This window comes from Paenibacillus sp. JT31N7 (assembly GCF_059692095.1).
In genome coordinates this window covers 1708811-1724337 of the sequence record NZ_JCAUAT010000001.1, presented here as the reverse complement: position 1 = coordinate 1724337, position 15527 = coordinate 1708811, and the positions used below count along the sequence as shown (strand labels likewise).

Genomic DNA, 15527 nt, shown 5'->3' with positions numbered 1-15527 from the left:
TTTTGGAACTTGTGTAAAAAAGGAAAGGAGGAGTTCGCGTGAGCTTTCTGTCCGATCTTCAAAATATGTACGAAGCGGGAAGCGGGACGCTGACGCTGGATACGGCGAAGCTGGGCCCGACGGGCGAGACGCTCCGGCAGTTGACGGGAAGCGGCACGCTGACCGTGACCGGGGTACAGGCGGCTCCTGCGGAATCGGGGGGAATCGTTACTTTTGAAGGCATCGGTCTTCAACTGGCCGGCAGCCCGCCGAGAATATTTTTTCCGGAGAAGAAGACGGCTTCGGTTCACGGCGCCGTATACGGGGCGGATTCGGAACCGGTGCTCGTGCTCTCGGTTTCGGTAACGCCGGACTGGCGCTTCGGGGATGCGCTGCCTTGGCTGACCAACACGTTCTGGTCCGATCTGGCGCTGAAGCAGAGTGCGGAAGCCAAGGCGCCGAGATGGCTGATCGCCGCCGGGAAGGCCGCGGAACCGGAGCTGGGCCTTGAATTGAACGGTGCCGTTTATTTCTATGGCGCGCTCGACGAAACAAAAGGGCTGCTGCAGGAAGCGGACTGGGTGACCGGCGAAGGCCCGTTGGCGTTCGGTCCCGCGGTTTTGCGGGACGCAGGGGCCCCGGGCTTGTCGCTCGCCCTGAAGCTGGCGGATGACGGCGGCGGGTTATCCGGGCTTTTTCAGGCGATGAAGGTGCCCGTCGACGCCAGTCTCGTCCATGACCCAGCGGCAGCCAATGCGCCGTCCGGGCTGGAAATCGCCGCGACAATTCAGTGGAACGGCCAGCCGGTTCGGATTACCTCGCTTATTCCGCCCGCGGGGGGAGGGATTGCCGAGCTTTCCCTGGAAGGCCCGGTGGACCTTCCTTCCCCTGACGACCTCGCACATTGGTTCGGCGGCGTCAGCATCACGGAGTATCTTCCTCCGTCGTTCGAAAGCATGCTGGCGTCCGTCAAGATCGGACGGTTGGCGCTCGGTATAGGCCTCGGCTCCAGAAGCGTGGAGTACGTGAAGGCGACGCTTACCGCACTGGACGACAAGACGCTGACCATCATCCCCAAGTGGGTCGAAATCGGCGATATCGAGGCGGCCGTTGCCGTCCGGAACCCGTTCGACCACCCGAGCGCTTCCTACAAAATGTCCGGTATTCTGGACATCGGCGGAGTCGATCTGCTCGTTTCGGCGAACCTGGTCCCCTCGCCAAGAGTTCCGGATCTGTCTGTCGTCGTGCGGATGGAGCCGTGGAGCGAAATCGACCTCACGATGATCGCCGCCAAATTCGGCCTGCCTACGGGCGCGTACGCGATTGCGATCGAGGAATTCGAGATGGGCGGCTCCACGGCCGGAACGTACTACATCCGGGCCGGATTGGCCCAGCATCCGCTCGGAACGGGTCCGAACACGTTTGTGATGAACAATCTCGTGTTCGAACTGGATTACGACGGACAGCCGAGCTTCAGTCTGGAGGGGACGATGACCATCGCCGGAGTGGACGCCCGTCTGTCGCTGGCGGCGGGTTCCGGCGGTTCTTCCGGCGACACGCCTCCGGGAGGCTGGAGCATCCTGGTGCAAGCGGGGGAAGAGAACCCGATACTGATGGGGGAGTTGCTGGACGATCTCGCGGCCAAATTCGATGTGGGCATCCCTGCTGCCATACGCGGGATGAAATTGAAAAATCTGGAGCTGAAGTACGCATCCTCCGCTTCCGCGAGCAGCTTCTTTTTTACGGTGGAAAGCGATTTTGAAGTTAATTCGGTGCCCGTTGCCGTTACCTTGAGCATCCGCGTCGTTTCGAACCAGGCCGGAACGGGCGAGCCCGCCGGAGCCCGGTATGAGGCTTTTTTCGGCGGTCAAATCGTCATCGGGTCGCTGGAGTTCGATCTTCTGTTTGACCGGCAGGATCTGACGTCGCAGACCTTTATAGCGGCGTACAGCCGGAAAAACGGCTCCCCGCCCTCCGTTTCCATCCACGATTTGGTTGCGTCCCTGTCACCAAAGCTGGCGGCGGAAATCCCGCAGAGCCTGGCGATCGATCTGCGGGATGTGAAATTCGTTTTTTACCAGGATGCAAAAGAGAGCAAGTTTGCGCTCGGGCTTGACCTCGACGCGCATATCAGCTTAACCGATCTGCCCCTTATCGGCAAAGAGCTTCCCGCCGACGATACGATTGCCGTTCAACAGCTGCAGATTTTGTACGCATCCGCCGCATTCACGGCGGTCCAGGCGGCACAGATCAACAAGCTGCTGCCTGAGACGGTTCATCCGCTGCCGTCTGGAGTGGAGGCGGGTCTGACCGCGGGCGCGGATCTTCTTTTCGGCGGAACGCCGCAATCGTTGTCTTTCACGCTTATACCGGGGGGAGGGCAGAAACCGCCCGCTCTCCGGGAGCCCTTTGCCCCGGAAGCGTCCGGGCAGCATGACCCGGCGATTACGGATGCCCTGTCGACGCAGGCGGCATCTGAGGCGGTGTCCGTCCCTTCCGGCGGCTCGCTGGTCCCGGCTGTCTCGTCCGCAGCCTCCGCATCTTCGGCATCCTCGGCCAAGTGGTTCCTTGTGCAGAAAACGTTCGGCCCCGTTTCGATAAACCGCCTGGGCATCGGTTACGGGGACGGAACTCTCTGGTTTATGCTGGACGGCTCTTTAACCTTATCCGGCTTAACGATCAGCCTGAGCGGGATGGGCTTCGGTTCTCCGCTCGATCGTTTCGAGCTTAAATTCCAACTGCTCGGAATCGGCGTGGACTATGTTCAGGCGCCTCTGGAAATCGGCGGCAGCTTTATGGAAGTCGTGCCTCCGCCGGCGGGCGCCCGGTTTATGTATGACGGGGCCGCCACAATCCGGACGGCCGATTTTGCCCTGGAAGCGCTCGGCTCGTACGCGCAAATGCTCGATGGCCAGCCTTCGCTCTTCGTGTTCGCGAATGTGGACACGCCACTCGGCGGTCCGCCCGCACTGTTTGTGACGGGTTTGTCCGCCGGTTTCGGCTACAACCGGGATGTGAATATGCCCGCGCCGGAGGAAGTATTTGAATTTCCGCTGCTCGCCCTGACCCGGGACACGGGCCCCAAACTGTCGATGAACGAAGTGATGGCGCAGCTGGAAGGAAATCAGGAATACGCACCCGGCAAGAAAAAGGCATGGATCCGGCCTCAAACCGGCGAGTACTGGCTGGCCGTGGGCGTCGATTTCTGGTCGTACGAGCTGCTGCATACCCGCGCCCTGCTTATCGCCAAATTCGGCAGGGAGCTGGAACTGGCCCTGCTCGGGCTTTCCTCCATTCGACTGCCCCAGGCGGGAAGCGCCATATACGCTTACGCGGAGCTGCAGCTGGAAGCGGACTGGAAACCGTCCGCCGGTTTCTTCGGATTGACGGCTATTTTAACTCCGAATTCTTTCCTGATCGATCCGAACTGTCATTTGACGGGAGGCTTCGCTTTCTATCTGTGGTACGAAGGGGAGAAGGAAGGCCAGTTCGTCGTCACCTTCGGCGGCTACCATCCGAGCTTCAAGCCTCCGTCTTACTACCCGGCCGTGCCGCGGATCGGCTTCAATTGGGCGATCAGCGACAAGGTGAATATTCACGGCGAAGCTTATTTCGCCTTGACTCCGGCAGCCGTTATGGCCGGCGGGGGTTTGGAAGTTCTTTTTCACGACGGCGACTTAAAAGCCTGGTTCACCGCCCACGCCGATCTGCTGATCACCTTCCATCCGTTTCATTTCCAGGCGGGTATCAGCGTGAGCATCGGGGCTTCGTACCGTTTGGACCTGCTATTCGTAACGAAAACGATCAGCGTCGAGCTGGGAGCATCCGTAGAGCTGTGGGGACCGCCGACGGGCGGAAAGGCTCACGTGCACTGGTGGATCATCTCGTTCACGGTCGGATTCGGAGCCGACCGCTCGGAACGGGACGAAACGCCGATTCAGTGGGACCAGTTCAAATCGCTGCTCCCTTCTCTGGACAACGTTTGCAAAATTACGGCCGTGACCGGTTTGACAGGCTCACTTTCTCCCGGCGGCTCGGCCACGGCTTTAAAATCAGGCAGCGAAGATGCTGCGGGGATCGGCGAGGGGGGCACGGCGGTGCCGCCGGGTCAACCGTCCCAACCGTTCCAATCGTCTCAACCATCCCAACTATCCCAACCATCTGGACCATCCCAACCATCCCAACTATCCCAACTATCCCAACTATCCCAACCATCTGGACCATCTCAGTCATCTGGACCGTCTTCACTGTCCGAACCGCCCGGACCTTCCCCGTCTCAACCGGTGTCGGATATTTGGCTGGTCCGTGCGGGCTCCTTCAGCTTTACGACACAGACGGCGATTCCGGCCAGTCATTTCACGGCGGGCCAAGCGATGAACCCCGTGAAGGACCCGGAATATCCGGAAGCCTACCCCGTACAAATCCGGACGATGAACAAAACGAACGTCTCGTCCGAGCACCACCTGACGGTCGAGAAAGACGGCGCGGACCACGACATTTCCGGGTGGCAGCTCGTTCCGTATTACCGGAACATGCCGACGGCGCTGTGGGGAGAGCCGCTGAAGGATGCGGACGGCCGGTTTATGCGCAATCCGCAAGTGCCGGGCAGCGATACGACGCGGAATACACCCGCGGGCTTAACGGTTACTCCTCCCGGGTCGAAGCTGGGTTATTCGGCGGCAGGCCTTCAGACGGAGTTGCTCGCTTACGATGACGTGGTGCCGCAGGGGCGGCTTCCGTTAGAGCCCGGAGGGGCCGTGAATTCCGATTATGCGCCCGTTCCGGCAGATACGACACCGGGGGACATCGCGGGAATTATGGGCCCGTCCGCGGCCAATCGGGCCGCCATATTCGCGGCGCTGCAAGACATGCAGGCCTACAGCGGCACGAATGGACTATTGCCCCGTCTTGCCGAAGAAGCGGGAGATCTCTTTGCCGATTCTCCCATGCAGGTGAAGCCGTGAAAGGAGCGGAAAACATGAGTGACGAACCCCAGCAGGGTCAAATCCGGTTTTATGATCATGATTTACCCGGCTTACCCGCCGGAAATTACAAGGTAACCGTGAAGCAGTCCGTGCAGGATATCGGGATGACCGCTCAGGAACAGGCCCTTCTGACGGCCGAACAGCCCTTTATCGTACACGCCCCGCAGTTTGCGATCGATCCTTCGGAGATACACAGTCTGGTGCCCCCCGCGGGCAGCACCGGCAAATTTGCCGACGAGCTTCCGCATCTGGTGCTGAATACACGGGGTCTGCCGTGGGAGCGTGAGATGAGCGGGCCGAACATCCCCTGGCTGGCGCTGCTTCTTTTCCAGGAAGGGGAGCTTCTGGCCGGCCCTGCGGACCGGACGGATGCCGAGACGCTGGCCATCCGCTCGACGGCGGGCGAATTTATGGGGCTGAAAAACAGCCCCGACGTGTATGTCCCCCAAGCTCTGGTCCGGGAGGCGGACGTAACCGACGGCCAGACCTGTTTTTACATTCAAATGGATGCCGGTGTGTTCCAGTCGATCATCCCTCAACTGAATGAGCTGCCTTATTTGACGCACGTCAGGCAGTTAAATACGCAGGATAAAGCAGCCGGACACGAGGAAGACGGGTGGTACAGCGTCGTGACGGGCAGCCGCTTTCCCTATGCGCAGGAGTCCGATGAAGGCGGTTCGAAAAACATTGTTCATCTCGTATCGCTCGAAAAATTCGACGATCTCCTGCAGCCCGGCGCAAAGCCGCCTAAACATAAAATCGCCCTGTTGTCTCTGGCCAGGTGGACGTTCCGCTGCCGCCCCGACAATAAAGAAGATTTCGCGGGCCTCATGCACCGTCTGGTGGCCGAGGAAATGTCCGGATCCGCGTACGATCCCGGCGCTTTGCTGCTCCGGCTGCCGCAAGGGGCAGCGGACGGAGGGGAGGAGCGGACAGCGCCGCCGGGTGACGCGGCCGGTGCCGAAGCGAGGAAGCGGCTGCGCAGCGGTTACGTGCCCCTTCCGTTCCATATCCGGAGCGGGGAGGATACCTTCGCGTGGTACCGGGGGCCGCTCGCCCCGGTCCGTCCGGCTCCCTTCCAGCCCGCGGAGCCGCTGCTCACGGCGGACGCGGCCTTGATTTACGACAAGGCGAACGGCTTGTTTGACGCCTCTTTGGCGGCCGCCTGGCAAATTGGACGCAGCCTGGCCTTGTCCGACGCCGCGTTCGGTTCGCTGCTCCTGGATTACCGCCGCCGCTGCCACAGGCTGACAGACCTGCTGTATCATCGGCTGGAGGCTTTGGGGCTGACGGACGCCGCTGATTTGAAGGAGCTCGCGCAATCCGGCTTGATGCGGGAGGCGCTGCTCGCCGCGATGAAGGGGGATTTGCTGGAGCAAATCCCGCAGCCGCCTCTCCTCGGTTTGCAGCCGGACGACCCGCCGCGGAACCCTTCCGCGAACCGGCGGTTGTCCCAGACAGGCTCCGACGTAAGTCCCGTCGCCGCGCTGCAGCAATTTTTGTCCGGGGATGAGGTCAAAAAGGCGATCGCGGAGCTGACGCAGGACGATCTGGAGCCGATTGCGGTGTGGCTTGCCCACAAGCTTCTGCTGTACGACGTACCGTTCTATTACCTGGTGCCGGAAGAGCGAATGCTGCCTTCCGAATCCATCCGTTTTTTTTACCTGGACTCGAATTGGCTGGACGCCATGCTGGACGGTATGCTGGCGGTCGCGATGCATTCCAGCCGCGATTCGTTTACGTACGGCATGACCAAAGGAACAATCCGTGCGGCAGCCGAAGCAGCCGTGCAAACCGTTCGCACCCGCCCCGGAGATGAACGGAGCGCGGCGCCCGGCGGTGAAGCTCTGCCCTTGGCCGGTTTCCTGCTCCGGTCCGCGGTTGTCGCCGGATGGCCGGGACTGGCGGTTCGCGCCTTCGACGCCGGGGGCCTTCCGCTCGGGATCGCCCGTCTGGAACGGCTTTCGTCCAGCGTGCTGATCGCCTTATTCCGCGGCATCCCGGACCGGATCGAGCTCAGCGAGCCTCAGGAAGGGTTCCAGTTCGGCCTGAACGAGGAAGGGGAAATCAATTTGCGCAGCGTGCTCCCGGATCGTTCCGGCTCCCCCTTCGGTTCGGAGTTGAATGTGCATTTGCCGGTTCGCGACCGTCATCTGAGACCGGGACGCATTCTGGACTTGCGGCCCGAACAGGCGGACGGACTTGTGCAGCAGTCGGCCGATGCGATCAAGCAAGCGCTGAAATTGGAACATTTGACGCTGAACCCTTCCGATTTCGCTCTGCAGATGGTTAAATCTCCGGAGCGGATCGTGTTTCAACCGGGCATCGCAGTCGAACCGCAGTAGAAAGGTGGAAAGTTATGGATAATTCAACCTTATTGGTTCCTATCGAGGTCAGTGCTCTTGCGGTAAACGCGTATGTTTGGGCCAATCAGCCTTTTCGGCGCTGGGAGCACAATTATACCCAGGTCAAAAGCTTCGGAAGCTCCGAACCCGATCCGACGGACCGGGGCGGGGGCTTCGCGGGAAATCCGGATGATCACACCGGCGTTTACGTACACTGGACGCTTCCCGATGCGTTAAAACACGGTGTTCAGGACCGGGTCACACGGCGTGTGGAATTCCCCCTGGTTCCGAACCGCTGGCTCATTGTGCGCTTCGGCGGAACTTCCGCCGGACGCGTATCCAAAGCGTATCTCGTGGAAAGCGACGCGCCCGGAGGCGCCGGTTCCGCGGCTTATGTTTTTGATCCGGCCGTTATAGAAGCGTGGAAAGGAAGCAAGGATTCCGTACGCCGGCAGGCAGGCGAGCGGTTAGGCGGCAGCGGCCGGCAAATCGCGGATGTGCTCGGACAAGTATTCGATCTGAGCGGCTGGTCGGAAAAAGGCATCGAGGAGCTGTTCGTTAAAGCCGTCGCTCCGGGCAATCCGCTTTTCAGCGCGTTTCAAAGCCACTGCAGTCAGGTGTTTTCCTTCCGGGATCCGTTGGATGATGCCGAGCCGGAGTGTGCGGTCAGTTATCTGGTGACCGGCTGGTACTCCAACCATGCGGAAGATCCCCTGCAAAAATGCCAGAGCGCCAAGCCTTCCGGAAGCTCTCCGGCCGACGCTTACGAGCGGCAGCTTGCGGCGTTTTCGTGGACGGTTGAGGGAACTGCCCCAGCCGATCCAGCCGCCCCGGCAGGTCCCGCGGACGGCTCCGCCTTGCCGGACGGCGACGTTCCGCAGGCCAGCTTGTACCACGGAATGGTGCTTGGCGTGAAGTGGAGCCGCGCGGGCGTGCTGCCGACGGTCAAGGACAAATACAAAGATCCCGCCGGCAAAGGGATACATGTGGCGGTCGGCAATACGTCGGTCGATGCCTTTAAAGCTATGATCGAGCGCCAGCTGCACGACCGCGCCAAGAACGGCGACGCCAAAGCGCAGCAGCTGCTTGCGAAGATGCCCAACGCGGCCGGAATGCTCGAAGCGTTTCAGTACGATATGCTTCATCTGCTCGACCAGCCGAGCGGCTGGGACCTTCTTGATCTCCGCATCCGGCAGGAATGGTACGGCTCGAAGCCGGGCGGATACCGGTGGACGGTCGTGGATGCGGAGTCCGACCGGCCGGAGAACCTCGGAGAACGTGCGCCGGAAGAATGGCTAACGGCGCTGAACGGTACGCAAGCCGCGCTGGACGAAAAGCTGAACGAATTGAAAGCCGCCCGGAGGCAGCTCTACGACACGTGGTGGAAGCGGGGGAAATACGAATCCTATCCGGTGTTCGCGCGGCCGGACGGTTTGACGGAAGAACAATTCGCCAAGGCGCTTTCCGCCGAAAACGATCCGTCCTACGATCCGTCCAAGCCTGAGGGACCGGACAACATCGCCAGCCTGCCGAGGAAGATCATGGATCTCTTCGGCGAGGCCGGCTCATTGGCCGGCCAAGGTGTGCCCCGCCCTGCGGAAGGGGACGGCCGGACTCCGGAAGAGGCGCTGGCGGCCGGAATCGAAGCTTTCGAGCGGACGAAGCGCACCCAAGGGGAGCTGGACGCGGGACGGAAGCTTAAGCCGGTGGCAGGCCCCCGCTACTGGCGGGCCAATGATCCCGTCGTCTTCATCAGCGGGGCGGGCAGTACGGGCCGGATAAGCGGGCCGGACCGGCCTTTGCCCTGCCGCTTGCCGGCGCAAATCGTCGGGGGGATCGTCAGCGGCGCAGACAGCGTGACGGCGGATGAGCTGACGGCCGCGCTGCCCAAGCTCCCGCTGACTTCTTCGGAGCTGGCCTCCGCTCTTCAGGGCGATTACATCCCGCCGGACACTGCCTTGCAGCTTGCCGGCGCTGTCGGTTTGCTGCTGGCCGAGTTTTTCCTGCTCGATCCGGACAACGCTCCGGCCATTTCCGCGGGGCATCCCGCGATCACGCGGGAAATAATTGCGGGGCACGATCCCGCCCATTTTCAAGGCGTACTTCCCGCCTTCGTTCCGGGAGGCTGGCAGCAGCCCTGGAATCCGCTCTTGCTGAAATGGGTGTCGGACTGGTATCCGATCGGGCATGCCAACTGGACGTTCGACGGAACCGATTACCGGTACGACGGCAAAGCCTCCGGTTCGAACGACCGGCAGATCGGAGGAGACATTTTGCTGACGCCGCAGACAAGCTTTCTTTTCCGGGACCGGTTGAAAAAGCTCGTCCGTACCCGTCAAAGCGAATCGGAAAATACGGATGAAGGGCTGCTGGACCAGCTCGACGACTTAATCGACGATATCGACGGATGGGACTTTATCTCGCAATCGCTTGGCGGTTTTGGCAGCCAGCTCGCTGTACGCGATATGCGTGTAAACCGGTCGCCGGATCCCGGATTGACCTTTACGTTCAAGGACGGCGGGCAAAAAACGCTGGCGGATCTCGTCGGCGACGACTATCACGATCTCCCTTATATCCGCTCGACCGGCGATACGCTGGAATTCCAGGGAGTCCGGCAGGGACAGTTCGCCTTCGCCTATTTAGCCGTGTACGATGCGTTCGGTCAAGTGCTGGAGGTGATCGGCGATTCAGGGCTCAGCCGCTCCGATGTGTTTGAGCCGATTTTGTCGGAAGGTCTTGTGCCGGACGCGCCGATCGAGGCGCAGAATGTCCAGCGGTTCATCCAGCTGCCGCCGAGGCCTAACCAGCACATCCGCCTCGAATTCCGCCTTGTGGACGCGCGGGAAGCGGGGAGATTTGCCGACCTGGACAGCGCGGCGAACCCCGTTGCGGGCTGGCTGCTCCCGAATCATCTCAACGGCTCGGTATCCGTATACGACGCGCAGGGCGGCGCTGTCGGGGACGTCGGCCTGATCACGGGAAAGGATGGCGTCAAGCGGGTTCATCTGTTCTATGCGCCGATGGGAGCTTACGGCAATTTTGCGGATATCGAGAAGCGGGCGCCCGAGCTGGCCAAAATGCTGCAAAGCTTGTCGGCCGCGGACAAAGATGCCTTCAGCCGCTTCCTTGAGGCGATCGATTCCTCCTTGTGGACGATCGATCCTCTCTCCGCAAGCAGCGACCGGAACGTGTCGGTCCTGGCCGGAAGGCCGCTGGCGCTCGTGCGCGCCAATCTGAAGCTCGCGCTGGACGGCCCGGCCGCGAGGAATACCGGGTGGTCGGCCACCTTCAATCCGCCGCCGTCCGATTTTACCGGGAACGATTACGAGGTGAGACTGGGCGACACGGAAATCCGGAAAGACGGCTTGATCGGCTACTTTCTTAACGGCGCTTACGACCGGTTTAACAGCGTCCACCAACTGGAAGCGGGAGAGGAAGCGGCCGGTTATGTCCGACCGATCGGACCCGGCAATTTCTTCTCGCTGCGGTTCGACGGCGCCCGGCAGGCCGAAGTGATGATGCTGCTGGATCCGCGCGCTTCGGTTCACGCGGTAGCGGGCATCGTTCCGGTGCAGGCTCTGGAGCTGCCGGCCCGTTTTATCGATCCCGTGCTGAGCGCGTTAAACCTCCAATTCCGGACGGGGCCGCTCCTGACCGTGCTTCAGCCGGCTCCGGATAAGACGGCCGGGGGAGAGAACGTACCCGCCGGTGTTATAACGCTCCCCGTTCCCTCGGATAACGGAGGACGGTGGGAGTGGCTGGAGCCGCAATCCCGGGAAGGCGGACCGCCCGCTTTTCTGACGTATGCTTTGGCCGAAATCGACCAGCAGGCCCGGCTGAACTCCCGGTCCCTGTCGCTGCGCGAAGGCACACTGCAATTCCGGAGCGGGTCCGCTCAAGGGGCCGGAACCGAACCTTCGGAACCCGGCAAGAGGGACACATCCGAATCCGAAAGCTAAACCGCAAGAGCATTTTATCCCATGGAGGTTTCAAACGATGAGCAAAACCGATCTTCCCGCACTTTTGAATTACAGCGTGCTGACGTCACCGAGTCCCCTGCAGGCGAGTACGCAGACGTCTTCCGCTTCCGGCACCGTAACACTGGTCGTGACCCCTCCCCCCGGGAAGGAAGTTTATTGTCCGGAAATCGATCTGTATATCCCCTCGGGGGCGCTGAGCCGAAAGGATATCTTTGATCCGGGAGTCAATACGGATAAGTGGCAGTATGCGGTCGGAAAGATCGTCGCAGGCAGCGAGGTGGGGCTGGCCGCCGACATATCCTACATTCCGCTTAAATTCACGGCCAAGTCGTCGCAGGATTACCTGATTAACTATCCGCTGATCTTGACGGTCGGCGTCGGCTCGGTCTCCGCCGCTCTCGGCGACATCCGCAACCTGCACATCCTGGAGACGTCCTCCTCGTTCTCCGGAGATTATCAGCAGCGCGATCTGCCTTTCGGCTTGACGATCGGGCTTCCGGAGTTTTTCGTACGCAATTTCGTGGCGGGCGCCTACGACAGTTCCAAACCGGACATCGTGCCGGGCGGCAGCTTCGCAAACGGCCAGGCGTTCAAGCTGAGCTGGGAAGGGAACGCCAGCCAGTATCAGATCGTCACAACGGCTGGTTCCGCGCCCCTGTACAGCGGGACCGATAATTCTTTCGTCATAACGAAGGGCCTCGGTCAGACGACCACCTTCATTCTCATCGCAAGCCGGACCGATGGGGTTCGCGGCGAAACGCTGTATGTGTACGAAGCGGTAACCGTACCTATTACGAATCCGGACGAAACGCCGAACACGGTGACCGCGGCGGGATACATCACGACGGCCGCCGGATTGAACGGCAAGACGCTTCAGGTGTCGGATTCCGCGTCTTTGAAAGGCGGCGCGGACGTAACCGGCCCGCTGAACGCGAAGGGTGAGCTGAACGTAAGCGGCCCGCTGAACGCGAAAGGTTCGCTGAACGTAACCGGAACCGCAACGTTGTCCGGCGGGACGGTTACGGGCCCGCTTACGGTGCAGGGCGCCGCCGCGCTGGGAAGCTCGTCCGTGCAGGGCGCACTGTCCGTTGGCGGTGCGTCAACCCTGTCCGACACCACGGTCAAAGGGGCTTTGAGCGCTGCGGGCAGCGTAGGGATGATCGGCTACAACCAGCAGATCAGTACCGGTACGCATTTGGCGGGAACGGACGGCTTTGTGATCGGTTATGTTTACCTCCCCTGGCAGCAGGTTTTATCGGTGGGCTGGATTTACGGAGGGACCGACGGATATATAGTGCAGACCACCGGCGGAAATACGGGAGGCTTTACCGGCAATTGGACGAAGTACAATTATTCGAATCCGAACAGCTTTATGTTTCCGGTACGGAGGGGAGCAAGCTACTGGGTCGGCGAAAGCTTTTTCAAAGACAATGAGGTGAATCCGAGAACGGTCTATTATTTTGTACCATTAGGAAGCGGTTCGAGCGGGGAAGAGGCGACGGTAAAAATCTCTGATAAAATTCCCGATGGTATCGTTCTGCCGCATGACGGCCTGGAGAAAACGAACGGCGCGGAACGTGCTGAACGGGCGGAGCTCCTGACTCGGCTGCTGGAGGAAATTTTGGGAAAATCTATGGACGAAGATAAGAAGAAAGCTCTGCTCGACGTGCTGGGAACCCTTTAGCCGAAGGGATCGTTAACCCTTCGCTCTCGTATAAGAGGAGAAATCCAAGTGCGGATGCTTTTCGAAAAACACCCGACATTGCCATGAAACCGCCGAATAAAGAAACAGCCTCTTTGCGGAGAGGCTGTTTCTTTTGTCCTATAAAAAATAGTTCCATAGAAACAATTTCCTGTAATTGTCTGTCGAATTTAATAAAATGAATATCAAACTTTTGTCTGTTTTTGTCGATAAAGTAAATATCTATTTTTGGCGTACGCCGCTATACGAGGGGGAGCATGATGTTAAAAAGCAAGGCAAATCGGGCACGCGGTGTCCTCGGCAAAATCAACCTGAACGGGTTGTTCGCCAAAATCATGCTGATATCGGTTGCTTGTATGACCATTCCGATGTTAATCGCGCTATGGTTCGCAAGCAGCTCGTCAGCCGATTCGCTCGAGGATGAAGCAAGACAGTCCATGACGAACATCGTTTCGGAGAAGGTGAACCAGATGGATCTGGCTTTCACAAACTTATCGTTAAGTTCTTCGACGATCGCGAACAATCCTTTTCTGATCAACACATTCAAGGAAATTAAAAAAACGGGCAATCCGAAATCGGAAAACGCCGCCGCCGCATCCGCTTATCTCGGCAAGCTCATTACGGACGCGGGCGGCCTTTATGAAAATATTTACGCCGCGTACAACAGCGCGATCGTATCCGACGGCATCGGCGGGCAATCCGTGGGCATCGACATCGGGGTTGCCGAATTGGACAAGTCCCTTCTCGAAGGGATGAAGAAAGGTCCCGTCCTGTACGGACCCGTCGAGTCTCCCGTAACCGGCGGGCCGATTATGGCGCTGCTGGCGCATATTCCCGACGGAAGTACGGATGCGATGCCATCTATCGTAGGGACGGCGGTTGACTTGACGAAGCTGTCGGCGAATATCGTCCGGTCCACGCAGGAAGGCAACGTCAAGACGTTTATGATCAATGCGGCGGGTGTTCTCGTCGCCGCGGAAGACGGCAAAGAAGTGCTGAAATACGATATGACCAAGGCCGAAGGAGACGTTCCCGCCTTTTTCAAAGAAATAAGCGCGAACAAGAAGGGGATCGGGTATTTCACACTGAACGGCCAGCAGCAAATCGCTTCTTATGCCAAATCGGCCCTGCAGGATATGTACATTATTTCCTTCAAACCGGTCGAAGAGTATATGCATAATGTTTCGGCTCTGCAAAAAGGTCTGGTCATCGTCATTATCGGTAGTATTCTCGTGTTTGCGACCATTCTCGTACTGCTTTCGTACCGGATTACGACGCCGATTAAAGTCGCGACGGGTCATTTGAAAGTCATCGCGAGCGGCGACTTCTCCCATCCGGTTCCGCAGAAATTTATGAAATCCAAGGATGAGACGGGCGTTTTGATGCAGTCGATGCACACGATGCAGTCTTCGATCAGCGACACGATCCGTACGGTTGTGGAAGAGTCGGATAAGCTGGGCGGCTCGGTAACGGCGGTAAGCAGCCATTTGACGGATCTCAACAGCCAAATCCAGAACGTGTCCGGCACGACGCAGCAAATGGCCGCCGCCATGGAAGAAACGGCCGCATCGACGGAAGAAATGAACCATTCGTCCGCGAGCATCCGCCAGTCCGTCGACCGGATTGCGGATCAGGCGAAGCAGGGCGAAGAGGCTTCGAAGGAAGTCAGCAAGCGGGCCGAAGATTTGCGCGAGACTGCGGTCGCCTCGTCCGAGCGGGCGGTTGAAATCGGCCGGCAGATGCGGGAGAAGCTGGAGAGCGCCATCGAGCAGTCCAGAGCCGTCGAGCAGATTCAGGTCCTGGCGAGCTCCATTCTGGAGATTACGGCCCAGACCAATTTGCTCGCCCTGAACGCCAATATCGAGGCGGCAAGAGCAGGGGAAGCGGGCCGAGGGTTTGCCGTCGTAGCCGGAGAAATCCGCAAGCTGGCCGAGGTATCCGGACATTCCGCGAATAAAATCCGCGAAGTCGTTCAAATCGTCACTTCCTCGGTGCAGAATTTGAAGGCGAACTCCGAAAGTATGCTCGCCTTCATCGATACGACCGTTATCAGCGATTACAACGCGATGGTAGAAACGGGCCAGCAGTACTACCGGGACGCGGAGTTTTACGAAAATCTGCTGGGCAGCTTCAACGCGACCGCGCATGAGCTGAGCCGGGCGATTCAGGATATGGCGCTCATGATCAACGAAATTTCGATCGCGAACAACGAATCCGCCGCCGGAACCGGGAACATCTCGGATCAAGCAAGCGTTGCGATGGACAGTTCGGACAAAGTGCTGAGCATTGTGGAAGGCACGAGAGAAAGCGCCGAACAGCTCAAGCAAACGATCGCCAATTTCAAAATATAACGGAGAGCCGTTTGTTTGAAAAAGCTTTGAACGGAAAGACTGCGATGAGCGATCATTGCAGTCTTTTTTACGTATGTTTCGTCAAAGGAGTGGAAGATTGTTTGGGAGGGAAAAGAAGGAAGCCGCCGCAGGCGGATCGAAAGTAGATACAACCCAAATAGAGAGCAGATTAACTGCCGGACTTA

Annotated in this window: 5 protein-coding genes; all 5 read left to right on the top strand. The window is 59.4% G+C overall.

The window, feature by feature from the left end:
• Window positions 1-38: 38 nt before the first annotated feature.
• The 5 genes from AC58P5_RS07780 (at window position 39) to AC58P5_RS07760 (ending at window position 15342) form a co-directional block, all read left to right on the top strand.
• Window positions 39-4943 (top strand): DUF6603 domain-containing protein, encoded by a 4905-nt coding sequence (locus AC58P5_RS07780; RefSeq protein ID WP_497385573.1) that lies wholly within the window; start codon window positions 39-41, stop codon window positions 4941-4943.
• A 14-nt stretch (window positions 4944-4957) separates the two neighbouring features.
• On the top strand, window positions 4958-7309 hold the full coding sequence (locus AC58P5_RS07775; protein ID WP_497385572.1) for a hypothetical protein: 2352 nt from the start codon (window positions 4958-4960) through the stop codon (window positions 7307-7309).
• 14 nt (window positions 7310-7323) lie between these two features.
• A complete protein-coding gene (locus AC58P5_RS07770; RefSeq protein WP_497385571.1) occupies window positions 7324-11268 on the top strand; it encodes a hypothetical protein in 3945 nt (1314 codons plus the stop codon).
• Between the two features lie 37 nt (window positions 11269-11305).
• Entirely contained in the window at window positions 11306-12973 is a 1668-nt protein-coding gene (locus AC58P5_RS07765; protein WP_497385570.1) for a hypothetical protein, read from the top strand.
• A gap of 275 nt (window positions 12974-13248) precedes the next feature.
• Window positions 13249-15342 carry a methyl-accepting chemotaxis protein gene (locus tag AC58P5_RS07760; RefSeq protein WP_497385568.1) on the top strand — a complete coding sequence of 698 codons (2094 nt, stop codon included), beginning with the start codon at window positions 13249-13251 and terminating at the stop codon, window positions 15340-15342.
• Window positions 15343-15527: the final 185 nt, after the last annotated feature.